The organism is Jiella sp. M17.18 (genome assembly GCF_041027365.1).
Taxonomy (GTDB): Bacteria; Pseudomonadota; Alphaproteobacteria; order Rhizobiales; family Rhizobiaceae; genus VKMB-3413.
The window spans coordinates 253820-274563 of sequence record NZ_JBFTEH010000002.1; the positions used below are offsets into that span (position 1 = coordinate 253820).

22 protein-coding genes are annotated in these 20744 nt (G+C 67.2%); 7 read left to right on the plus strand and 15 right to left on the minus strand.

Annotated elements, in window-relative coordinates; all coding sequences use genetic code 11:
- Positions 1–33: 33 nt before the first annotated feature.
- The 4 genes from ruvC to AB5S17_RS04655 all read right to left on the minus strand — a co-directional run bounded on the left by ruvC (position 34) and on the right by AB5S17_RS04655 (position 2956).
- The gene (ruvC, locus tag AB5S17_RS04640) at positions 34–546 is read right to left on the minus strand and encodes a crossover junction endodeoxyribonuclease RuvC (protein ID WP_369236649.1); all 513 of its coding nucleotides are present in this window, start codon (positions 544–546) and stop codon (positions 34–36) included.
- A gap of 272 nt (positions 547–818) precedes the next feature.
- A complete protein-coding gene (locus AB5S17_RS04645) occupies positions 819–1172 on the minus strand; it encodes a hypothetical protein (RefSeq protein WP_369236651.1) in 354 nt (117 codons plus the stop codon).
- A gap of 452 nt (positions 1173–1624) precedes the next feature.
- The gene (locus tag AB5S17_RS04650; RefSeq protein ID WP_369236653.1) at positions 1625–2374 is read right to left on the minus strand and encodes a YebC/PmpR family DNA-binding transcriptional regulator; all 750 of its coding nucleotides are present in this window, start codon (positions 2372–2374) and stop codon (positions 1625–1627) included.
- Between the two features lie 132 nt (positions 2375–2506).
- Positions 2507–2956, minus strand: coding sequence for a GatB/YqeY domain-containing protein (locus tag AB5S17_RS04655; RefSeq protein ID WP_369236655.1), 450 nt, complete (start codon positions 2954–2956; stop codon positions 2507–2509).
- A 331-nt stretch (positions 2957–3287) separates the two neighbouring features.
- On the opposite strand from AB5S17_RS04655, the gene carA reads away from it, so the two are divergent.
- The 3 genes from carA to AB5S17_RS04670 all read left to right on the plus strand — a co-directional run bounded on the left by carA (position 3288) and on the right by AB5S17_RS04670 (position 6871).
- Complete coding sequence (carA, locus tag AB5S17_RS04660) at positions 3288–4475, plus strand: glutamine-hydrolyzing carbamoyl-phosphate synthase small subunit (RefSeq protein ID WP_369236657.1); 1188 nt, start codon at positions 3288–3290, stop codon at positions 4473–4475.
- Positions 4476–4620: 145 nt separating this feature from the next.
- Positions 4621–5583, plus strand: a complete 963-nt coding sequence (gene speB, locus AB5S17_RS04665; RefSeq protein ID WP_369236660.1) for an agmatinase — start codon at positions 4621–4623, stop codon at positions 5581–5583.
- 148 nt (positions 5584–5731) lie between these two features.
- A complete protein-coding gene (locus AB5S17_RS04670) occupies positions 5732–6871 on the plus strand; it encodes a DegT/DnrJ/EryC1/StrS family aminotransferase (RefSeq protein ID WP_369236662.1) in 1140 nt (379 codons plus the stop codon).
- 263 nt (positions 6872–7134) lie between these two features.
- On the opposite strand, the gene AB5S17_RS04675 is transcribed toward AB5S17_RS04670, so the two are convergent.
- A complete protein-coding gene (locus tag AB5S17_RS04675) occupies positions 7135–7671 on the minus strand; it encodes a hypothetical protein (RefSeq protein WP_369236664.1) in 537 nt (178 codons plus the stop codon).
- A 279-nt stretch (positions 7672–7950) separates the two neighbouring features.
- Between AB5S17_RS04675 and argC the strand changes: the two genes are divergently transcribed.
- Positions 7951–9006, plus strand: a complete 1056-nt coding sequence (argC, locus tag AB5S17_RS04680) for an N-acetyl-gamma-glutamyl-phosphate reductase (RefSeq protein WP_369236666.1) — start codon at positions 7951–7953, stop codon at positions 9004–9006.
- 475 nt (positions 9007–9481) lie between these two features.
- Here the strand turns inward: argC and AB5S17_RS04685 are convergent, their stop codons facing one another.
- From AB5S17_RS04685 to AB5S17_RS04700, 4 genes are all read right to left on the minus strand, one after another.
- Positions 9482–11002, minus strand: coding sequence for an aldehyde dehydrogenase (NADP(+)) (locus AB5S17_RS04685; protein ID WP_369236668.1), 1521 nt, complete (start codon positions 11000–11002; stop codon positions 9482–9484).
- 43 nt (positions 11003–11045) lie between these two features.
- Positions 11046–11978: a dihydrodipicolinate synthase family protein gene (locus tag AB5S17_RS04690; RefSeq protein WP_369236670.1), complete on the minus strand. Its 933-nt coding sequence runs from the start codon at positions 11976–11978 to the stop codon at positions 11046–11048.
- A gap of 209 nt (positions 11979–12187) precedes the next feature.
- Positions 12188–12958, minus strand: coding sequence for a dienelactone hydrolase family protein (locus AB5S17_RS04695; protein ID WP_369236672.1), 771 nt, complete (start codon positions 12956–12958; stop codon positions 12188–12190).
- Positions 12959–13171: 213 nt separating this feature from the next.
- Complete coding sequence (locus AB5S17_RS04700; RefSeq protein WP_369236673.1) at positions 13172–14263, minus strand: COX15/CtaA family protein; 1092 nt, start codon at positions 14261–14263, stop codon at positions 13172–13174.
- Positions 14264–14436: 173 nt separating this feature from the next.
- On the opposite strand from AB5S17_RS04700, the gene AB5S17_RS04705 reads away from it, so the two are divergent.
- Entirely contained in the window at positions 14437–14667 is a 231-nt protein-coding gene (locus tag AB5S17_RS04705) for a DUF2842 domain-containing protein (protein WP_369237389.1), read from the plus strand.
- 17 nt (positions 14668–14684) lie between these two features.
- On the opposite strand, the gene AB5S17_RS04710 is transcribed toward AB5S17_RS04705, so the two are convergent.
- Positions 14685–15296, minus strand: coding sequence for a hypothetical protein (locus AB5S17_RS04710; protein WP_369236675.1), 612 nt, complete (start codon positions 15294–15296; stop codon positions 14685–14687).
- 117 nt (positions 15297–15413) lie between these two features.
- The gene (locus tag AB5S17_RS04715) at positions 15414–16292 is read right to left on the minus strand and encodes a neutral zinc metallopeptidase (protein WP_369236677.1); all 879 of its coding nucleotides are present in this window, start codon (positions 16290–16292) and stop codon (positions 15414–15416) included.
- A 152-nt stretch (positions 16293–16444) separates the two neighbouring features.
- On the opposite strand from AB5S17_RS04715, the gene AB5S17_RS04720 reads away from it, so the two are divergent.
- On the plus strand, positions 16445–16717 hold the full coding sequence (locus tag AB5S17_RS04720; RefSeq protein WP_369236679.1) for a DUF433 domain-containing protein: 273 nt from the start codon (positions 16445–16447) through the stop codon (positions 16715–16717).
- A 1-nt stretch (position 16718) separates the two neighbouring features.
- Positions 16719–17048, plus strand: a complete 330-nt coding sequence (locus tag AB5S17_RS04725; RefSeq protein WP_369236681.1) for a DUF5615 family PIN-like protein — start codon at positions 16719–16721, stop codon at positions 17046–17048.
- Here the strand turns inward: AB5S17_RS04725 and AB5S17_RS04730 are convergent.
- The 4 genes from AB5S17_RS04730 to AB5S17_RS04745 all read right to left on the minus strand — a co-directional run bounded on the left by AB5S17_RS04730 (position 17041) and on the right by AB5S17_RS04745 (position 20742).
- Complete coding sequence (locus tag AB5S17_RS04730) at positions 17041–18012, minus strand: glycine--tRNA ligase subunit alpha (RefSeq protein ID WP_369236683.1); 972 nt, start codon at positions 18010–18012, stop codon at positions 17041–17043. The two genes, AB5S17_RS04725 and AB5S17_RS04730, sit on opposite strands and share 8 nt — an antisense overlap.
- Before the next feature lie 153 nt (positions 18013–18165).
- Complete coding sequence (locus AB5S17_RS04735) at positions 18166–19338, minus strand: zinc-dependent alcohol dehydrogenase (protein ID WP_369236685.1); 1173 nt, start codon at positions 19336–19338, stop codon at positions 18166–18168.
- 219 nt (positions 19339–19557) lie between these two features.
- Positions 19558–19740: a hypothetical protein gene (locus tag AB5S17_RS04740; RefSeq protein ID WP_369236687.1), complete on the minus strand. Its 183-nt coding sequence runs from the start codon at positions 19738–19740 to the stop codon at positions 19558–19560.
- A 126-nt stretch (positions 19741–19866) separates the two neighbouring features.
- Positions 19867–20742, minus strand: coding sequence for a S49 family peptidase (locus tag AB5S17_RS04745; RefSeq protein WP_369236689.1), 876 nt, complete (start codon positions 20740–20742; stop codon positions 19867–19869).
- Positions 20743–20744: the final 2 nt, after the last annotated feature.

Below are 20744 nucleotides of genomic sequence, written 5' to 3' on the forward strand. Positions count from 1 at the left end.
GCCGCCCTCCTCCCGCCATCGGTGCCGCGACCCTCAGCGCGCCGCCAGCGCCGCCCGCGCATGTGCCGACTGGCGGTGATGGCTGTGGCAGATCGCGATCGCCAGCGCGTCGGCGGAATCGTCGCTGTCGAACGTCGCCTTCGGCATCAGCACCTTCACCATCATGTGGATCTGGTGCTTCTCCCCATGGCCGACCCCGATGACGGCCTTCTTCACCGCGTTCGGCGCATATTCCGCGACGGGCAGCCCCGCCAGCGCCGGCACCAGCAGCGCGACGCCGCGCGCCTGGCCGAGCTTCAGCGTCGCCACGGCGTCCTTGTTGACGAAGGTCTGCTCCACCGCCGCCTCGTCCGGACGATAGGAATGGATGACCTGCGACAGCCCCTCATGCAGCTGGCAGAGCCTGGAGGCGAGGTCGCGCTTGTTGTCGGAGGTGACGGTCCCGCTCGCCACGAAGCGCAGCGAATTTCCCAGCGTTTCCACCACGCCCCAGCCGGTACGGCGCAGGCCCGGATCGATGCCGACGATGCGGATGGGTGCCTCCATTAACATTTTCTTCAACCTTGCCTCTATCCGAATCGGCGCCGATTGGACAGACGAAACGTGAACAAAAGTAAAACGAACCCGGCTTTCTGCGCCGGCGGAGGACATGCCATGATCGACTGCGGGCTGTCGCTCGCCGAGGCGTAGGGGATACCGGTGTCGCCAGGGCCTTGTAGCGCGGCACGGAGCTGACCGCGCCGTTCCAACCCTCCTCGCGCTACGTTGCGCATCGCTCGCCAGAAAGGCGTCCGGCGGCCCGTTCGCCTCTAAGCCCGTCATTTCCGGACGTAGACCGCCTCCGTCACGTCGCGCTCCCCGAGCGCCCGCAACTGTGCCGGGCTGGCCTTGATCGTGCCGCTGGTGAAGCGAAAGCCGATGAGCTTGCCGGACGCCCAGGGAACGACTCCGGCGCGGAACGTCCTGTCCGAGCAGTCGAACACGACGAGGCTTTTCGGTGTCGCCCGATCGTACTGCTTGGAGAGGCGCATCCCGCCGTCGGAGATATCGACGCACATCGCGTCCTCGAGATATTGCAGCTGGATGGTCAGAAGCTTCACCGGCCGCAGCCGCGTCCGTCGCCGCTGCCATCGGCGTCGATTGGTCGGATCCGGGATCAGGTCGTCCTTCATCTTCCGCCCTCCGCGGCCATAGTCAGGATGACTGTCGATCCGCAGTCCTTAATGAAATCGGAAGATATCGCCCGCGAGTTAGCCAACTATCGAAGTAACTGGCATGTATTGCGGGCCGGCAACGGTTATGGCCTCCGACATGCTTTCCGAAAACCGGAAGCTTCAGCGAAATTCAAAATAAATATCGAGCGAATTTCTTCGGAAGCCCCGATCGTGGAAGCGCCGAAGAAGCCGGCGCAGAGGAGCGGCAACGCTTCTGAAACAGGAACTTGGAGGCGGAGCCAGCTGCGATCCGACGCCCGGGCTCACATTCCCCTGCGTCGCCTTGCAGAGCAAGCTGCGGCAGGGTGCTCCCGTCGCAGGGCCTCCGCAGCAGCGGCCAACGGTAGAGGCGGCGCCGCGCCGCATGGAGGTCCTCCACGCGGCAGCCGGGCGACGCGAAGGCCGGCGATCTAGGCCGCCGACAGCTTCGCCATCACCTCTTCGTCGACCTCGAAGTTCGCGTAGACGTTCTGGACGTCGTCGTCGTCGTCGAGATTGGCGATCAGCTTCAGGACGCTCTGCGCCTTTTCCTCGTCGACCGGGGCGCCGGTCTGCGGCCGCCAGATCGCGCGCACGCTCTCGGCCTCGCCGAGCGAGGCTTCCAGCGCGGTCGAGACTTCGTTGAGATCTTCGAAGGCGGTGATGATCGTGTGGCCGTTCTCGTCCGACTGCACGTCGTCGGCGCCCGCCTCGATCGCCGCCTCCATCACCTTGTCCGCATCGCCGACCGAGGCCGGATAGACGATCTCGCCGACGCGGTCGAACATGAAGCCGACGGAGCCGGTCTCGCCGAGGGCGCCGCCCGACTTGGTGAAGTAGGAGCGCACGTTGGAGGCGGTGCGGTTGCGGTTGTCGGTCAGCGCCTCGACGATGACCGCGACGCCGCCCGGCCCGTAGCCTTCGTAGCGGACCTCTTCGTAGTTCTCGCTGTCGCCGCCGGACGCCTTCTTGATCGCGCGCTCGATATTGTCCTTCGGCATCGACTGCGCCTTGGCGTTGTTGATCGCCAGGCGCAGGCGCGGATTCATGTCGGGGTCGGGCGTGCCAGCCTTGGCGGCGACGGTGATCTCGCGCGCGAGCTTGGAAAACAGCTTCGAGCGGACGGCATCCTGCCGTCCCTTGCGATGCATGATGTTCTTGAACTGTGAGTGGCCGGCCATGGCGATCCTTACGTCGAGCTGATCTGTCGGCAGAAAGTGACCGTCATATAAAAAAAGCCGGTGCCGACGTCCAGAACGAGACAGGCCGGCAGGTCGTCGGTGGCCGCTCCTGCGGCTCCGACACGAGCAGGTCTATCGCAGCAGGCCCTTCACGACCGTCGAAGCCCTGCCGAAGTCCATCTGGCCGGAATAGCGCTCCTTGAGCTTGTTCATGCAGCGCCCGACGTCGCGCAAGCCCTTGGAATCGGTCTCCTCCACGGCCTGCCGGCAGGCGCGTTCGATCTCGCCGGTGTCGAGCTGCGCCGGCATGAAGCCGCGGATGATGCCGATCTCCTCGCGCTCCTGCTCGGCGAGTTCGAGACGTCCGGCCTCCTCGTATTCCTGCGCCGACTCCTGCCGCTGCTTCACCATCTTGACGAGGATCTGCTGTACCTCCTCGTCGCCGACCGGGTCGCGCCCCGCCGCGCGGTTGGCGACGTCGCGGTCCTTGATCGCGGCGTTGATCAGCCGCAGCGTCGAGATCCGGCGTTTGTCCTGGTCCTTGAGGGCTGCGTTCAGTGCCTCGGCGATCATCTCGCGCATGAGAGTGTCGACTTTCGGGTTCGGTCACATTGCCCGCACGGCGCCATCGCGACCGTCTGACCGTAATCCATACCTGTTCTCGCCGGCGGTAAAGCCGATTCGAATGCGGGGTTCTCTGTTCGATGCGAAGAGTTGTGGTTCTGTCGCCTGTTTGCATCTCCAGGAGCCGAAGAGCGGCTGCCTTATGGTCTTGCGATGCGGCGCGCCGCGGATGTAGAGACTTCCCCGCCGATCCGCAAGTTCCCTTGTGAAAGACCTTTACCCAGCCGATATGGCGCGGGGCTGGTCTCTTGCGCGATCGCGGGCGTCCGAAGGATGGAAAGGGCAGGTTATGAGCGAAGGCTGGACGAAGCGGCAGGTCACCGCGCTCCTGGTGCTGAGCGACGGCACCGTGATCGAGGGCTTCGGCCTCGGCGCCGAGGGCGCAGTCGAGGGCGAGGTCTGCTTCAACACCGCGCTCACCGGCTATCAGGAGATCCTGACCGATCCCTCCTATGCCAAGCAGATCGTGACCTTCACCTTCCCGCATATCGGCAATGTCGGCGCCAATGACGAGGATCTGGAGAATCTCGCGACAGGTCCGGGCGCCGGTGCGGTCGGCGCCATCTTCCGCGCGGATGTGACCGCGCCGTCGAACTACCGCTCCTCCGGCCACCTCGACGCCTGGCTGAAGGCGCGCGGCATCATCGCCCTCTCCGGCATCGACACGCGGGCGTTGACCGCGCTGATTCGCGAGAAGGGCATGCCCAACGCCGTCATCGCCCATGCGCCGGACGGCGTCTTCGATCTCGACGCGCTGAAGCGGCGGGCGGCCGCCTGGAGCGGCATCGTCGGCCTGGACCTCGCCAAGGATGTCGGCAGCCGCGAGGCCGCGGCCTGGGACGAGATGCCCTGGACCTGGAACACCGGCTACGGCAAGCAGGGCGCGCCGCGCTACAAGATCGTCGCCATCGACTACGGCACCAAGCGCAACATCCTGCGGCTGATGGCCGGGGAAGGCGCCGAGGTGGTCGTCGTGCCGCCGACGGCGAGTGCGAAGGAGATCCTCGCCCACGAGCCGGACGGCGTCTTCCTGTCCAACGGCCCCGGCGATCCCGCCGCGACCGGCGAATATGCCGTGCCGGTGATCCGGGAACTGGTGGAGGCGAACGTGCCGCTGTTCGGCATCTGCCTCGGCCACCAGATGCTGGCGCTGGCGCTCGGGGGCCGGACCGAGAAGATGCACCAGGGCCACCACGGCGCGAACCATCCGGTGAAGGACTTCACCACCGGCAAGGTCGAGATCGTGTCGATGAACCACGGCTTCGCGGTCGCTGCGGATTCTCTGCCAGACGGCGTCGAGGAGACCCATCGCTCGCTCTTCGACGGCTCGAACTGCGGCCTGCGCCTCGCGGACAAGCCGGTGTTCTCGGTCCAGCATCATCCCGAGGCATCGCCGGGCCCGCAGGATTCGCACTACCTCTTCAAGCGCTTCTTCGAGACGATCGACGCGCACAAGGCGGGCAAGGTCGCCGCCTGAGGCCGGCGCGGCGGCGGCGAGCGCCGGCCGGGCCGTCGATGACGACCAGGACACGCGGCGCCGTCCGCGCGATCGCGGCATCGCCCTTCATCTGAGGCCATCGATGCGCTAGCTGCCGGACATTACCTCACCGGCAGGCGGAGCCATGACCGACAAATCGATCGACCACGCCTTCACGGCAAGCGCAGCCCTCGGCGCCGCATCCGACCCGACCTATGCCGGCGCCCTCTCCTTCATGCGGCGCCGCTTCACCAAGGACGTCGCTGGCACCGACGTCACGGTCTGGGGCGTTCCCTTCGACAGCGCCGTCTCCAACCGTCCTGGCACGCGGTTCGGGCCGCAGGCGCTGCGCCGTGCCTCGGCGATCTTCGACAACGACCCGCAATATCCCTTCGCGCGCGACCTGTTCGAGGCCCTTGCCGTCGTCGACTACGGCGACTGCCTCCTCGACTACCGCCTGCCCGAGACCGCCCATACCCGTATCCGCGAGGAGGCGAGCGCCCTTCTCGGCAAGACCGGCTTCCTCCTCACCCTCGGCGGCGACCATTCGATCACCTTTCCGCTGCTCGAGGCGCATGCGGAGCGTCACGGCAGGTTGTCGCTCGTCCAGTTCGACGCGCACCAGGACACCTGGCCGCTCGCCCAGGCCGCCGACGGGAGCCTGCGCGTCGACCACGGCTCCTTCACCAAGGCGGCGATCGAGGCCGGCCTGATCGATCCCGAGACGTCGATCCAGGTCGGCATCCGCACCCATGCCCCTGAGACCTGCGGCATCGACATCCTCGACGGCGAAGCGGTGGAGGACATGACCGCCGCCGCGATCGCCGAGCGGATTTATGAGCGGACCGGCGGCACCAACGTCTACCTCACCTTCGACATCGACTGCCTCGACGCCGCCTTCGCCCCCGGCACCGGCACGCCGGTCGCCGGAGGACCCTCCAGCGCCAAGATGCTGCGGGTGCTGCGCCATCTGAAAACCCTGCAGCTCGTCGGCGCCGATGTCGTCGAGGTGTCGCCGCCTTACGACCACGCCGACATCACCGCCATCGCCGGCTCCACAGTCGCTATGTACCTCCTCGGCATCCTCGCGGAGAAGAAGGCCGGCTGACGAACGCCGCGTGCAGCGGAAGCCACGCTGCACCGCCGCAATCATGACCCGACGTCACGAATCTTGAATGGCGTGGCGTCCCATTTTCGCTCACCTCCGGGACTAGCCCCACCGGCAGCGATTCGATCCTCTTCCAAAGGCGCCCGCCATGCAGACCATCCCCTTCATCGACCTCGGCACGCAGCGCGACCGCATCCGCGACAAGGTCGACCGGCGGATCGCGACGGTGCTGGATCACGGTGCCTTCGTCATGGGCCCGGAGATCCGCGAGCTGGAGGGAGCGCTGTCGGCCTTCAACGGCATGGCGCACACGCTTTCCTGCGCGTCCGGCACCGATGCCCTCGCCCTGCCGCTGATGGCCTGGGGCATCAAGCCGGGCGACGCGATCTTCTGCCCGAGCTTCACCTTCGCCGCGACGGCGGAGGTCGTCGCCTGGCTCGGCGCGACGCCCTATTTCGTCGACGTCGACCCGAAGACCTTCAACATGGATCTCGACAGCCTGGAGACGGCCATCGACGAGGCCGAGGCCGCGCAGGGGCTCACCCCCCGCGCGATCATCGCCGTCGACCTCTTCGGCCAGCCGGCGGACTATGCCGCGATCCGCAGGATCGCCGACGCGCACGGGCTGAAGGTCATCTCGGACGCCGCGCAGGGCTATGGCGGCACGATCGACGGCCACATGTCGAGCCACTGGTCGGACGTCGTCGCGACCAGCTTCTTTCCGGCGAAGCCCCTCGGCTGCTACGGCGACGGCGGCGCCGTCCAGACCGACGATGCCGAGCTTGCCGACGTGATGACGTCGCTGCGCGTCCACGGCCAGAACCTCGACGACAAGTACGACAACATCCGCATCGGCATGAACGGCCGCATGGACACGATCCAGGCGGCGATCCTCCTGGAAAAGCTGGCGATCTTCCCGGACGAGATCGAAGCCCGCGGCAAGATCGCCCAGCGCTACCACCAGAAGCTCTCGAACATCGCGACCCCGCAGGCCCTTCTGCGCGACGCCGTCTCCACCTGGGCGCAGTACACGATCCGCCTGCCGGACGGCGCGGACCGCGCGGGCGTGCAGGCCAAGCTCCGCGAGGCCGGCGTGCCGACGGCGATCTACTATCCCCGCCCGCTGCACCGCCAGACCGCCTACCGGCACTTCCCCGTCGCCGGCGGCGAGCTCGAGACCTCCGACGCGCTCTCCCGCGACGTGCTCAGCCTGCCGATGCACGCCTATCTGAGCGAGGAGACGCAGGATTACATCATCGAGGCGCTGGCGGGGGCGCTGGCGGGGTAGAATTCAAGAAAACCTCTCTTCCTTGGCAGGCGGACCGCCCTCATCCTAAGCTTGTGGAAAGGTCCATCATGCTGGAGCGGTTCATCCTGCCGAATCGCGGCCCTTGCGTCGAGCAACCTCCAGCCGCAGGATGCTGCCTTCCCGATTACTCCGATTGGAACAGGTCCCGCCTTCGGATCAATACGACCTGATCCTTTGTGACTGACGAAGGCGATAACCCGACGGATTTGGAAGAGCCGCCGAGGTACGGACTCGTGGGAGGGCTAGTCGCGCGGAGGTTGCGTGTGCAGCTTGCCGAGGACTTGGCTTACGATCTCGTCGAGTTGTTCGACTGTCTGAAATCCGAAGAAATATGGTGCGAGGATCCCAAGAGACATCGCGAGAGAAGCGCATCCGGTGGCCGCAGCGTAAACGTCCTCGGTCGAGAGCGAGCGTTGCTCGTGTTTGGATTCGGCTTTCTGCCAGCGATTGAATATCGCCGCATCCCCATTCCCAACCATGCCGCTATGGAGCGCCCAGTTGCGTATTTCTGAGTGGCGTGATGCTGAGTCGAGTATCTCGTCCACGCCCTCAGAAAACTGGACTAAAGCAGGATGCGTGCGAAAGATCTTCCGGATGTATTTGCGCTTGCTGCTGAACGAAATCGGAACCGGATCGACGCGATGAGCATCATAGCCTGCATTGAGCTGCCTTACGATTCCGTCCAAGCAGTGTTCGAGTGTCGCCCAAGTCTGCGCTAGATAGCCGAGATGCATCAGCCACCGCTTGTCCTCCTCGGAAAAGTCATCGATCTGAGTCAATAACGCAATCCTGACAGCGACGAGAAACGAGACGAGGTTCTAAAGCGCCTTCTGGGCACGTCTTCTAGCATAAGAGTGGAAGCGGAAGGGTGAGGAAATGAGCATCTCGCGGACAAGGGGACAGCCTGCCGATCCTTATCACTAGGTAGGGATACGACCTACTCAACAACCCCGTCGAACGCCCCGTCACTCTGGACGCCGCGGTGAAATGCTGTAAACCCCGCCGCGACGGCAGGGCCGGCGATGCGCCCTCGCCCGGAGACAGCGACGGAGACGGTCATGGCCGAGAAGATCAGGATCGGGGTGCTGGGCGCCAGCGGCTATACGGGCGCCGATCTCGTGCGCCTCGCCGTGCGCCATCCGGACATGGAGATCGCGGTCCTCACGGCGAACAGCCATGCCGGCAAGCCGATGCGCGCCGTCTTCAAGCACTTCGCCCATGTCGACCTGCCGGACCTCGTCACCATCGAGGATGCCGACTGGGGCGCGGTGGACGCGGTGTTCTGCGGCCTGCCGCACGGCACGACGCAGGCGATCACCAAGGACATCTTCGAGCGCTTTCCGGGCGTGAAGATCATCGACATGTCGGCGGACTTCCGGCTGCGCGATCCGGACGTCTACAAGGAATGGTACGGGCTCGACCATGTCGCCATGGATATCCAGCCGGAGGCCGTCTACGGCCTCACCGAGATCTATCGCGAGAAGATCCGCGACGCGCGGCTGATCGCGTGCCCCGGCTGCTATCCGACGGCGGTGCTCCTGTCGCTGGTGCCGCTGGCTAAGGCCGGCCTGATCGACGTCTCCGACATCGTGATCGACGCGAAATCCGGCGTCTCCGGCGCCGGCCGCGGCCTGAAGGAGAACACGCTGTTCTGCGAGGCCGGCGAAGGCCTGTCGCCCTATTCCGTCGGCAAGCACCGGCACATGGCGGAGATCGAGCAGGAGATCGGCGCCGCCGCGGATGTCCCGGATCTGCGCGTCAACTTCACCCCGCACCTCATCCCGATGAGCCGCGGCGAGCTGTGCACCAGCTATGTCCGCCTGCCGCAGGGCATGACCGCGCGCGACCTGCGCCAGCATCTCGTGGAGACCTATGCGCACGAGCCCTTCGTCACGATCGTGGACGAGGGCGTCCTGCCGCAGACCCAGATGGTGCGCGGCTCGAACTATGTCGCGATCAACGTCGTGCCGGACCGGATTCCCGGCCGCGCGATCGTCATCTCGACGCTCGACAACCTGGTGAAGGGCTCCGCCGGCCAGGCGATCCAGAACTTCAACGTCGCCTACGGGATCGACGAGACGACGGGCATCGAGCAGCTGCCGCTGTTCCCGTAAGGGGCGGTGGGGCTGGTCCGAGGCCCCATCGCAGACGCCGCAGAACTCTCCGCCAGCCTCGAAGCCTCGTCATCCCGGGCTTGACCCGGGACCCATGCCAAACCGCCGACGCCGCCAGGGCGCCCAACGCCTTTGCTCTTGTCTTCACTCGGTGGTGAGACGAATGGGCGCAGAGGCATGGATCCCGGCTCGAGGCCGGGATGACGAGCCGCGAAAGGCGCGGCTTTCGGACCAGCGCCACCGACCTCGCAGGCGACCCGAAACCCTCAACGCCGCGTCATCCTCGGGCCCCGTCCCGAGGATCCAGAGGGCATCGATGTGCCTGCTGACGGTTCAATGGCCGCAGGCCATGCCCTCCCGCCGACGCTTTCCTGGATCCTCGGGACGGGCCCCGAGGATGACGAAGCGGCAAAGCTGCCGCCTCGTCTTGCGCGTCGGCGCCGGCGGTCGAGTTCGCCTGGCGAACCGCCCGCCCTCAGATCCCCTTCAGATCCGCCGGCAGGACCGCGGCCGACATGTTCTGGTAGCAGACCGGCCGCAGGAAGCGCCGGATCGCCAGCGTGCCGACCGAGGTGGCACCGAAGTTCGTCGAGGCCGGATACGGGCCGCCGTGGACCATCGCGTCCGACACCTCGACGCCCGTCGGGAAGCCGTTGGCGAGCAGCCGGCCGGCCTTGCGCTCGAGGATCGGCAGGAGCCGCGTCACCGCCGCTGCATCGCCATCGTCCATCTGGATCGTGACGGTCAGCTGGCCGTCGAGGCCGCGCGCAAGCCGCTCCATCTCGGCCATGTCCTTCACCCGCACGACGATGCCGAGCGGCCCGAACACCTCTTCGGCGAGTTCCTCGTTCGCGGCGAAGACCGCGCCGGTGGTCTGGAAGAGATAGGGCGACGCGTGCCGCGACGTGTTCACCGTCCCGACCAGTTCCTCGACGCCTTCGGTCTTCGAGACGCGGTCCGCGCCGGCGCGGTAGGCGGCGGCGATCCCATCCGTCAGCATCGCCTGCTTGTCGCCGGCCTTCGCCGCCTCGACCGCCGCCGCGACGAACGCATCCGCGCCCTCGCCGTCGATCAGCAGGACGACACCCGGATTGGTGCAGAACTGGCCGGCGCCCATGGTGAGCGAGCCGACCCAGGCGGTGCCGACCGCGGCGCCGCGCGCCTTCAGAGCCTCAGGCATGACGAACATCGGATTGGTCGAGCCGAGTTCGCCGAAGAACGGGATCGGTTCCGGCCGGGCCGCGCAGAGATTATAGAGCGCGCGCCCACCGCCGAGCGAGCCGGTGAAGCCGACTGCCTTGATCAGCGGATGCTGGACGAGGCTCTCGCCGACGGCGCGCGAGCCGCCCTGGACGAAGGAGAAGACGCCCGGATGCAGCTCGTGCGCCTTGATCGCGGCCGCGATCGCCTGCGCCACGATCTCGCCGGTGCCGGGATGCGCCTCGTGGCCCTTCACGACCACCGGGCAGCCCGCGGCGAGCGCCGCCGCGGTGTCGCCGCCGGCGGTGGAGAAGGCGAGCGGGAAGTTCGACGCGCCGAAGACGGCGACGGGGCCGATCGGCCGCTGGATCATCCGAAGGTCCGGCCGCGGCAGCGGCTGGCGGTCGGGCAGCGCGACGTCGTGGCGGCGGTCGAGATAGGCGCCGTCGCGGATGTGCTTGGCGAAGAGGCGCAGCTGCCCCGTGGTGCGGCCGCGCTCGCCCTGCAGGCGCCCGGCCGGCAGGCCGCTCTCCTCCGTCCCGATCTGCGTGATGGCATCGCCGCGCTTGTCGATCTCGTCGGCGATCGTCTCCAGGAAGGCGGCGCGCGCCTCGCGCGAGGCGGTGTTGTAGCTCCAGAACGCCTCTTCGGCGGCCTTCGCCGCACGGTCCACCAGATCGGCGGAACCGGCCGAGAACGAACGCGGCGCGCCTTCCAGCGGCGAGGACTGGAAGGTCGTGTCGGAGCCGATCCATTCGCCGGCGATGAGGTGCTTGCCCGAGAGGTCGAGGGTCATGGCGTCATTCCTTTCGATGTCTTTGCCCGGCGCGGCGGCCGGCTCAGCGCGCCCAGCGCAGGACGAGCGGGTCGAGTTCGCGGGCGAGTTCCAGGAGCCCGGCCCGGGTGTCGGGATGCGGCGGCAGGATCGGCCGGCGCGGCGCGTCCGAGCCGATGATGCCGCCCTCCTTCATCAGGATCTTGGCGGTGAGGAAGCTCGTCTGGCGGTTCTCGTAGTTGATCAGCGGCAGCCAGCGGCGATAGGCCTCCATCGCGGCGGCGCGGTCGCCGGAGAAGTACGGGTCGATGATCTGGCGGATGCCGTCGGGATAGCCGCCGCCGGTCATCGCGCCGGTCGCCCCGGCGTCGAGATCGGCCATCAGCGTGATCGCTTCCTCGCCGTCCCACGGACCTTCGATCGCGGCGCCCCCGAGCGCGATCAGCTCGCGCAGCTTGGACGCCGCACCCGCCGTCTCGACCTTGAAATAGGAAACATTTTCGATTTCGGAAGCCATCCGCGCGAGCAGCGGCGGCGGCAGCGGCGTGCCGGCCATCGGCGCGTCCTGGATCATGATCGGGATCGAGATCGCGTCGGAGAGCGCGCGGAAGAAGGCGAAAAGCTGCCCTTCTCCGACGCGCAGCGTCGCGCCGTGATAGGGCGCCATCACCATCACCATCGCGGCGCCGGCCTCTTGCGCCGCCTTCGAGCGGGCGATGCAGATGTCGGTGGAGAAATGGCTGGTGGTGACGATCACCGGCACCCGGCCGGCGACATGCTCCAGCGTCAGGCGCATCTGCTCGTCGCGCTCGGCGTCGGACAGGAGGAACTGCTCGGAGAAGTTGGCGAGGATGCAGAGCCCGGTCGAGCCGGCGTCGATCATGAAGTCGAGGACGCGCTTCTGCGCGGCAAGGTCCGGCGCGCCGTTCTCCTCGAAGATGGTCGGCACCACGGGATAGACGCCGCGGAACGGGCGGACGGGCGAAACGGACGTCATGATCGGATCTCACTCCCCTTTGCGAGCAGCCCTTGCGCCGGGCGGCCTGCGTTAGCGCTTACCCGATGGAGGGGGCGGGGGGAAAGGGGGAGCGGCTCATCTGCGGTCGCGGCAAAGCGATGGCTGCGAGCGATGATGGAAAGCCCGCAGCCAGCTGTCCGCGCGGCGAGGCGACCGAGCGGCGCCGCTAAAGCGGCAGTTGCCACGCCTCAGCTCTTCGCCGCGAGATACCGGCCGAGGAAGTCCTGAAAGGCCTTCCACGACTCCTCGTCGGCCACCTTCCGATAACGGTCGGTGCCGAATACGGTGAAGGCGTGCGGCGTGTCGGAGTAGACCTCGAGCTCATAGGTGATCCGCTTGTCCTCCAGGGTCTTCACCAGCGAGAAGGCCTCGCTCGGCGGAACCGCTGTGTCGGCGCCGCCCTGCGCGATCAGGATCGGCGGTGTCTTGTCCGGATAGCTCTCGCCCTCGGGCGTTGCGAGATCGCCGTGGAAGGTCGCATAGCCGGCAACATCCTGCGCCTTGCCGGAGCGCGCGAGCTCTAGGACGCCGGCGCCGCCGAAGCAGTAGCCCATGACGACGGCGGTCTCCTCGCCGGACTGCTTGCGCGCCTCGTCGAGTCCGGCGACCATGCGGGTCAGCATGGCGGCGCGATCGTTGTAGAGCTTCTTCGTCTCGGCCTGGTTGGCGGCGACCGTCTGCGGGCGGTTGCCCTTGCCGTAGAGGTCGAGGGCGAAGGCGTCGTAGCCGAGATCGGCCAGCATGTCGGCCCGCTTCTTCTCGTAGTCCGTCAGGCCGTCCCAGTCGTGGACGATCACGACGAGGCCCTTCGCCTGGCCGCTCGCCGGCGCATAATAGCCCTCGTACGGGCTGCCGGCGGCCGTGTAATCGACGGTCTCACCCGCGACGGCGGGCGCGGCGGCAAGAATGGCGGCGAAGGCCGCGGCAGTGGCAATCGATCGTCCCGTCAGCGTCGTCATGAGGCTCTCCCGTTGGTGACAGACCTGCGCAGAGGGTAGGCCTTTCCCGACGACAGGGGAGCGACGAGACGGGACGATCGGGATCACACGGCATCACAGCTGCGTGTGCCGGAGGCGCGGGCGGCAGATCGGATGCGCGCCCGCTGGTGCCTCTATTGGGCCCGAGAAGAAGCGGCAGGGCTGTTGGCGGGCGGAGGGCGCTACGGCCGGCGATCAGACCGCCGCCGGCCTCCGCTCCGGATACTCGCCCCTCAGCCCACGCGCGTGGATCACCGCCGTTGCGAGCACGGTGATGCCGCCGGCCTGGTGCAGGAGAGCGAGGTCCAGCGGCACGGCGAGAAGCAGCGTCGAAATGCCGATGCAGGCCTGCGCCGTCACCACCAGGAACAGGATCAGCGCGCCGCGAGCGTGGCGCGTGCCCGGCGCCTGGACATAGGCGGCGACCGCGTGCAGCCCGGTCACGATGAACAAGAGGTAGGCGCCGCAGCGGTGCATGAACTGCACCGTCATGACGTTCTCGAAGAAGTTCCGCCAGGCCGGGTGCATGACCAGCAGCCCGTCCGGCACGATCTGCCCGTCCATCAGCGGCCAGGTGTTGAAGGTGTAGCCGGCGCGCAGACCCGCCACGAGCCCGCCCATGTAGATCTGCACCAGCGCCAAGAGCACGATCAGGCCGCCGACATAAGCCGAGCCGCGCGACGGTGGCGCCTCGGTGCGCGGCCTCGCCAGCCCGCGCGCCACCCACAGTGTCGCGGTGAAGATGATGCAGGCGAGCGTCAGATGCGTCGCGAGGCGGTACTGGCTCACCTCGGTGCGTACGCTGAGACCGGAGGCGACCATCCACCAGCCGATCGCCCCCTGCAGCCCGCCGAGCGCCAGGATGCCGAGCAGCCGCGGCTTCAGGAACGGCTCCAGCCGCCCGGTCAGCCAGAAGAACAGGAGCGGGATGGCGAAGACGAAGCCGACGCCGCGCGCGAGCAGCCGGTGCGTCCACTCCCACCAGAAGATCGACTTGAAGCCCGAGAGCGTCATGCCCTCGTTCATCTCCTTGTATTGCGGGATCTGCCGGTAGCGGGCGAACTCTTCCTGCCACTCGGCGGTCGTGAGCGGCGGAATGACGCCGTGGATCGGCTTCCATTCGGTGATCGAGAGACCGGATTCGGTCAGCCGCGTCGCGCCGCCGACGAGGACGAGCGCGAAGATGAACAGCGCCACCGCGTAGAGCCAGATCTTGACGGCCGATCTGCCGCGGGAGGCGGGCGTTGCGGAAGCGGGCGTTTCGTCGGTATAGGCAAGCGTGCTCATGGCGGCAGGCTTTGCACCCAAAGCCCGGGCGGTTCAAGCGGCCGAAACGTCCCAGGGGCTGGCTGATTCGTTGCGCCGGAAACGGCGGCGGGAGCGCGGGCCGGCGCGACTGCAGAGCATGAGCCGCTTGGCCGCGAGGCGGCGGCTGCGAAGGCCGAAGAGGGAGGATGGGTATTCCCGTGCGCGTCAAGAAGCTGATCGGCACGATCGTTCTGATCCTGCTCGTCACGATCTATGCGGTCTTCGCCACGGCGATCGCCAGCGTCTATCTCGGCGATGCGAGTGGCTGGATGCATCTCGCCTACTTCCTGTTCACCGGTCTTCTCTGGGTTCTGCCGGCGATGGGCGTGATCAAGTGGATGGAGAGCGTACCAAGGGCCCGGGCGGCAGCGAAGGGCGACTGACGCTGCTTCGGCGGCTTCTACCGCTGCAAGGGGGGCGACGAGCTCCCCTCGCCCCGCGTCCTACACTCGGCCGCCGCGCATGGTTGCGCCGAGCGCACCGCCTCCTGCTGCCCCTGCACCTCGGCCAGATACGCCGCGACCGCAGCAGCGCTGGTCAGTTGGACCTTCTGCCGCGGAAACCCGTCGAACAGGCGTTCGAGGCCGGGGCGTGAGTGGCGCGGGAAGGTCCACACCCATCTGAGAAAGCCTATGTCGAGACGTTCGGGACAGCCCTCCGCCATGTCCTGCCGCACGCGTCCGTAGCCGGTCGCCACCCGCTTGAGGACCCGGGCGATGCAGAGGCTGCGCGGCAGGTCCAGCCAGATCAGCGTGTCGGCCCGCTTCGCGCGGATCTGCACGCTGGTGGTGTGGTTGCCGTCGAAGATCCAGCCGTCGGCATCGATCGCGGCCTCGACCATGCGAAGCTGATCCAAGGCGGGCCGCAGCCGCCAGCCCGCGGTCCAGTAGATCCGGTCCATGTGGATCAGGCGATGGCCGAACCGGCCAGCGATTTCCCGCGCGAGGGTCGACTTGCCGCTGCCGGGCGAGCCGACCACCATCACATTGCGGCCGATGGTCGGGCGCTCCACCCTTTCCTCCCGGGACCGGACTGGTTCAGGAAACGATCGAACGGCAAAAGCCGGCGGGAATCAACGGCGACCGCGACGCATCGCCCGCCGGCGCCGGGAACCCTGCGCCGGCGGCGGTCAGATGGCGCCCTGCAGCGTATCGCACGCGGCGACCTTTCCGCTGGTGAAGCCGGTGTTGAACCATTTCTCGCGCTGCGCCGACGTGCCATGCGTGAAGCTGTCCGGCACCACCGTGCCCTGGCTGCGCCTCTGCAGCGTGTCGTCGCCGATCTGCTCAGCCGCGTTCAGAGCCTCGCCGAGATCGCCCGGCTCGACATAGCCGGCATTCTTCTCGTCATGCGCGAAGATGCCGGCAAAGCAGTCCGCCTGCAGCTCGATCCGCACCGAAAGGGCGTTGGCGTCGCTCCGGCTCATCCCCTGGATCGCCTTGTGATAGCGCGGCAGGATGCCGGTGAGGTTCTGCACGTGATGCCCGACCTCGTGCGCCACCACATACGCCTCGGCGAAGTCGCCCGGCGCATTCAGCTGCTGGCGCAGTTCGCGAAAGAAGCTCGTATCCAGATAGACCTTCTCGTCGTTCGGGCAGTAGAACGGCCCCATCGCCGCACTCGCCGTGCCGCAGGCGGAGCCGACCCGCCCGTCGAAGAACACCAGCTTCGGTTTGTCATAGGTCTGACCGGCGGCTTGGAAGCGGCGGCTCCAGACATCCTCGGTGTCGGCGAGCACGGTCGCGACGAACTGCTGCGTCTCCGTCCTGGCGCCGCCGGGGTTGGTCGTCGTCTGGCTGGTCTGGTAGCTGCCGCCACCGGTGTCGACGAGGCCGAGCAGCTGCAGCGGGTTGATGCCGAAGACCAGCCACAGTACCAGAGCGATGACGATCACGCCGATGCCGCCCCCGCCGGCGCGGATCGGAATGCGCATGCCGCCGCCGCGATAGCCGCCGCCGTCACCAGCGTGTTCGATATTGTCCGACTGCCTGCGCCCGCGCCATTCCATCGCCCTGCCCTCTCCGCCGCTCGTTGGTCGACCAACTAACGCGGCAGCAGGCGTTTCGTGCCGCCGAAGCTGAGAAGATGCGTGCGCGGCACGGTCTTCGTGAACGTCCAAGGGCGAAACCGTGCTATGACGGACGTCGCGAACGACTGTCGATGAGCGAAGACATGACAAACGCGACCACAGATGCCGGAACGGCCGAGGCGAGCCTTTCGGAGCGCATCGTTTCCGATCCGGCTGTGTGCGGCGGCCGGCCGGTCATTCGGGGGACGCGGATGCGCGTCTCCGACATACTGGACATGCTGGCGGGCGGCGCGTCTTCGGCTGAGATCCTTGGAGATTTCGATTATCTGGCGGAAGCGGACATCCGGGCCGCACTCGCCTACGCGGCGCAGCAGGTCGGGCACCGAGTCATCAGAGCCGCTTAACTTGCGCTTTCTGATCGATGCGCAGCTTCCGCCGGGTCTTGCGACCTTTCTGGAACTCCAAGGCCATCAAGCCGAACATGTCGCGCGAATAGGCCTCGGTGCAGCTTCGGACATCGCCATATTCGCACACGCAAAAGCGGTCCAGGCGGCGTTGATAACGAAGGACGCCGACTTCCTCACGCTCGCTGCCAATGATCGGGATGCGCCTCCAGTCGTATGGGTGCGGGTGGGAAACACGACCAACGCCTCCCTTCGCAGCGTCTTCGGCCGTGCTCTCGCAGAACTCGTCTTGGCGCTGGAGGCTCGAGAGCGAGTCGTCGAGATCAGCTGACGCCGCCCGCACCGCCCGCATTCGTCAGCAGGAACGCCTCCCCGCACGCCTTGGCGAGGTTGCGGACCCTGAGGATGTAGCTCTGACGCTCCGTCACCGAGATCACGCCGCGCGCGTCGAGGAGGTTGAAGGCGTGGCTCGCCTTGATGCACTGGTCGTAGGCCGGCAGGACGCATTTGTGCAGTCCGCCCGCATCGCCCGGCGCACCCGCCTTCAGGATCGCCGCGCACTGCGTCTCCGCCTCGTCGAAATGCCGGTGCAGGATCGCCGTGTCGGCCATCTCGAAATTGTAGCGGGAATATTCCTGCTCGGCCTGCAGGAAGACGTCGCCATAGGTGACCTTCTCGTCGCCCTCGCGGCCGTTGAAGTTGAGGTCGTAGACGTTGTCGACGTTCTGGACGTACATCGCCAGACGCTCCAGCCCATAGGTCAGTTCGCCCGCCACCGGCGCGCACTCGATGCCGCAGACCTGCTGGAAATAGGTGAACTGCGAGACCTCCATGCCGTCGCACCAGCACTCCCAGCCGAGCCCCCAGGCGCCGAGCGTCGGGCTCTCCCAGTCGTCCTCGACGAAGCGGATGTCGTGGAGGAGCGGATCGATGCCGATCGCCTCGAGCGAGCCGAGATAGAGTTCCTGCAAGTTGGACGGGTTCGGCTTCAGGATCACCTGGTACTGGTAGTAGTGCTGCAGCCGGTTGGGGTTCTCGCCGTAACGCCCGTCCTTCGGGCGGCGGGACGGCTGGACGTAGGCGGCATTCCACGGCCGCGGGCCCAGCGCTCGAAGCGTCGTCGCCGGATGGAAGGTGCCGGCGCCGACTTCCATGTCGTAGGGCTGCAGCACTACGCAGCCATAGTCCGCCCAGTAGCGATGCAGCGTCAGGATCAGCGCCTGGAAGGAGCGGCGCGGGTCCATGTGCGGAGCGACATCGGGCGCGGCGGCATCGAGGAGAGCGGCATCGGACATTCGGAGGGGCCTTCGAAGGATGGCGCGAGCCCGCATCGTCCCGCCGGCCCGTTTCCGGCGTGAGGTGCCACGACGGCGGCGAAGGGGTCAAGCCGCCCTCGCCGCCGCCGGTCGTCGTCCGTGCCGCTCCGCCTCCGGTTCGAGGCGGTCGGCTCAGCTCGGCTGCAGCACCACCTTGATGCAGCCGTCCTTCTTGTCGCGGAAGGTCTTGTAGAGCTCGGGCCCATCCTCGAGCGTGCCGCGATGGGTGATCATCGAGGTCGTGTCGAACTGGCCCTCCTGGATCCGATGCAGGAGGTCGTCGGCCCACCTGTTGACGTGCGTCTGGCCCATCTTGAAGGTCAGCGCCTTGTTCATCGCCGCGCCGAAGGGGATCTTGTCGACGAGCCCGCCATAGACGCCCGGCACGGAGACCGTTCCGCCGGGCCGGCAGACATACATCATCTCGCGCAGCACGTGCGGCCGGCCGGTCTCGGACATCACCGCCTGCTTGGCGCGGTCATAGGCGTGCTCGATGCCGTAGGGCGCGTGGGCCTCCATGCCGACGCAGTCGATGCACTTGTCCGGGCCCTTGTTGTCGGTCAGCTCGTTCAGCCGCTCGACCGTGCTCTCTTCCTTGAAGTTGATGGTGATGGCGCCCCGCGCCTTCGCCATCTCGAGGCGCTCGGGCACCTCGTCGATCACGATCACCTGCTTCGGGTTCATCAGCAGCGCGCTCTGCAGCGCGAACTGGCCGACCGGCCCCGCGCCCCAGATCGCCACCGTGTCGTGGGGCTCGATGTCACACTGGGCAGCGCCCTGCCAGCCGGTCGGCAGGATGTCGCCGAGGAACAGCACCTCGTCGTCGGTCATGCCGTCGGGGACCTTCACCGGCGCGAAGTCGGCATAGGGGACGCGGACGTATTCGGCCTGGCCGCCGGCATAGCCGCCGGTGAGGTGGGTGTAGCCGAAGAGCCCGGCGGTCGCATGGCCGAACATCTTGCGGGCCTGATCGGCATTGCGGTTCGTCCGCTCGCAGACCGAATAGTTCTGGCGCTGGCACTGGTAGCATTCGCCGCAGGCGATGGTGAACGGCACGACGACGCGGTCGCCGACCTTCAGCTTCTTGTTGTCCTTGCCGACCTCCATCACCTCGCCCATGAACTCGTGGCCGACGATGTCGCCGGATTCCATGCCGAGCATGAAGCCGTCATAGAAGTGCAGGTCGGACCCGCAGATCGCGCAGCTGGTGACCTTGATGATCGCGTCGCGGCCGTCCTCGATCTTCGGATCGGGAACGGATTCGCAGCGCATGTCGTGCTTGCCGTGCCAGGTAATGGCCTTCATCGCGGGTGCTCCGGAAATCGCATCGGTTGAAGTCGATGCGCCGGTAACCCGGCGGCCGGAATCGATGTTCCGGCGGCAGGAGCGCGGAATCGGAAGTTGCCTATCGATACCGCCGCGGCACAGCACCATTGCGGCGCTGGAGAATCACGTCATAGGCCGCGTCGCCGGCGGCCGATCCTAGCCGCATGCCGTGGAGAACGCGAGGCCACGCCGAACCCCTCAGTCCTTGCGGATGCGGTAGACCCCGTCCGGCCCGCGCACCAGCGTCCCTTGCGCGCCGGTCCGCATCTCGGCCTCCGATTCGCGGTTACGCTCGGACACGCGCTCGGCGTCGCGGGTCATCTGCTTGTAGCCGTACCAGGCGACGGCACCGACGAGGCCCAGAAGAAAAAACTGCGGCATGTGTTCGACCATCTTTCCACGCGTCCTCGACGACTATGCTCCGCGAAATTTGCGGCGGCAACGGGACGCGCCGCGCGCACAACGTCTCCGGCGCAGTGCGGTTTCGGCCCCGCCGGCGGCTCGGCGCTAGAGCCCGAACCGGGCCCAGAGCGCCCGCTCTTCCGCCGCGCCGATCAGCTCTGCCGCGAACCCCGCCCCGGCCGCCTCCAATCCGCCGCCGAACAGGCCCTCGATCGAGACGCCCTTGGGCTTGCGGCCGAAGAGGCTGCGCCCCCCCTGGACCATCTCCATCTGGACCTTCTCGCCGTAGCGCGCCTTCAACGTCCCGCGCAGGTCGCCGAGCGCGTCGACGAGGCCGAGCGACAGGCCGCGTTTGCCGGACCAGAACAGGCCGGAGAAGAGGTCGTCGTCTTCCACGAGCTTCGCGCCGCGGCTCGCCTTGACGAGATCGATGAAGGTGTCGTGCACTTCCAGCTGCAGCGCCTTCAGATGCTCGACGTCCTCGGGACGCTCCGGCCGGAACGGGTCGAGCGTCGCCTTGTTGTTGCCGGCGGTGTGGACGCGGCGCTCGATGCCGAGCTTCTTGATCGCCTCGACGAAGCCGAAGCCGCCGGAGACGACGCCGATCGAGCCGACGATGGAGGACGGATCGGCGATGATCTCGTCGCCCGCGCAGGCGATCATGTAGCCGCCGGAGGCCGCGACGTCCTCGACGAAGACCAGCACCCGCTTTTCCTTCTCCGCCGCGAGATCCCGGATGCGCTGGTAGATCAGCCGCGACTGCACCGGCGAGCCGCCCGGCGAGTTGATCAGGATGGCGACGGCCGGCGCGCTCTTGTGGTCGAAGGCCTTCTTCAGGAGCGGCGCCGCGCTGGCGAGGGAGAGCGTCGAGCGCAGGGGCCCGGACGCGTTCATGATCGCGCCGGACAGCCGCACCACCGGGACGGTCGGGGCGTCGTTGCGGAAGCGTTTCGGCAGGAGCTTGGTAAAGACGTTTGCCACGG

What these genes read in the sequence shown, in the direction of transcription:
- ruvC (WP_369236649.1), bottom strand. Translation starts at nt 546, where the DNA reads ATGGAGGCACCCATCCGCATCGTCGGCATCGATCCGGGCCTGCGCCGT.
- AB5S17_RS04645 (WP_369236651.1), bottom strand. Translation starts at nt 1,172, where the DNA reads ATGAAGGACGACCTGATCCCGGATCCGACCAATCGACGCCGATGGCAG.
- AB5S17_RS04650 (WP_369236653.1), bottom strand. Translation starts at nt 2,374, where the DNA reads ATGGCCGGCCACTCACAGTTCAAGAACATCATGCATCGCAAGGGACGG.
- AB5S17_RS04655 (WP_369236655.1), bottom strand. Translation starts at nt 2,956, where the DNA reads ATGCGCGAGATGATCGCCGAGGCACTGAACGCAGCCCTCAAGGACCAG.
- carA (WP_369236657.1), top strand. Translation starts at nt 3,288, where the DNA reads ATGAGCGAAGGCTGGACGAAGCGGCAGGTCACCGCGCTCCTGGTGCTG.
- speB (WP_369236660.1), top strand. Translation starts at nt 4,621, where the DNA reads ATGACCGACAAATCGATCGACCACGCCTTCACGGCAAGCGCAGCCCTC.
- AB5S17_RS04670 (WP_369236662.1), top strand. Translation starts at nt 5,732, where the DNA reads ATGCAGACCATCCCCTTCATCGACCTCGGCACGCAGCGCGACCGCATC.
- argC (WP_369236666.1), top strand. Translation starts at nt 7,951, where the DNA reads ATGGCCGAGAAGATCAGGATCGGGGTGCTGGGCGCCAGCGGCTATACG.
- AB5S17_RS04685 (WP_369236668.1), bottom strand. Translation starts at nt 11,002, where the DNA reads ATGACCCTCGACCTCTCGGGCAAGCACCTCATCGCCGGCGAATGGATC.
- AB5S17_RS04690 (WP_369236670.1), bottom strand. Translation starts at nt 11,978, where the DNA reads ATGACGTCCGTTTCGCCCGTCCGCCCGTTCCGCGGCGTCTATCCCGTG.
- AB5S17_RS04695 (WP_369236672.1), bottom strand. Translation starts at nt 12,958, where the DNA reads ATGACGACGCTGACGGGACGATCGATTGCCACTGCCGCGGCCTTCGCC.
- AB5S17_RS04700 (WP_369236673.1), bottom strand. Translation starts at nt 14,263, where the DNA reads ATGAGCACGCTTGCCTATACCGACGAAACGCCCGCTTCCGCAACGCCC.
- AB5S17_RS04715 (WP_369236677.1), bottom strand. Translation starts at nt 16,292, where the DNA reads ATGGAATGGCGCGGGCGCAGGCAGTCGGACAATATCGAACACGCTGGT.
- AB5S17_RS04720 (WP_369236679.1), top strand. Translation starts at nt 16,445, where the DNA reads ATGAGCGAAGACATGACAAACGCGACCACAGATGCCGGAACGGCCGAG.
- AB5S17_RS04730 (WP_369236683.1), bottom strand. Translation starts at nt 18,012, where the DNA reads ATGTCCGATGCCGCTCTCCTCGATGCCGCCGCGCCCGATGTCGCTCCG.
- AB5S17_RS04735 (WP_369236685.1), bottom strand. Translation starts at nt 19,338, where the DNA reads ATGAAGGCCATTACCTGGCACGGCAAGCACGACATGCGCTGCGAATCC.
- AB5S17_RS04740 (WP_369236687.1), bottom strand. Translation starts at nt 19,740, where the DNA reads ATGCCGCAGTTTTTTCTTCTGGGCCTCGTCGGTGCCGTCGCCTGGTAC.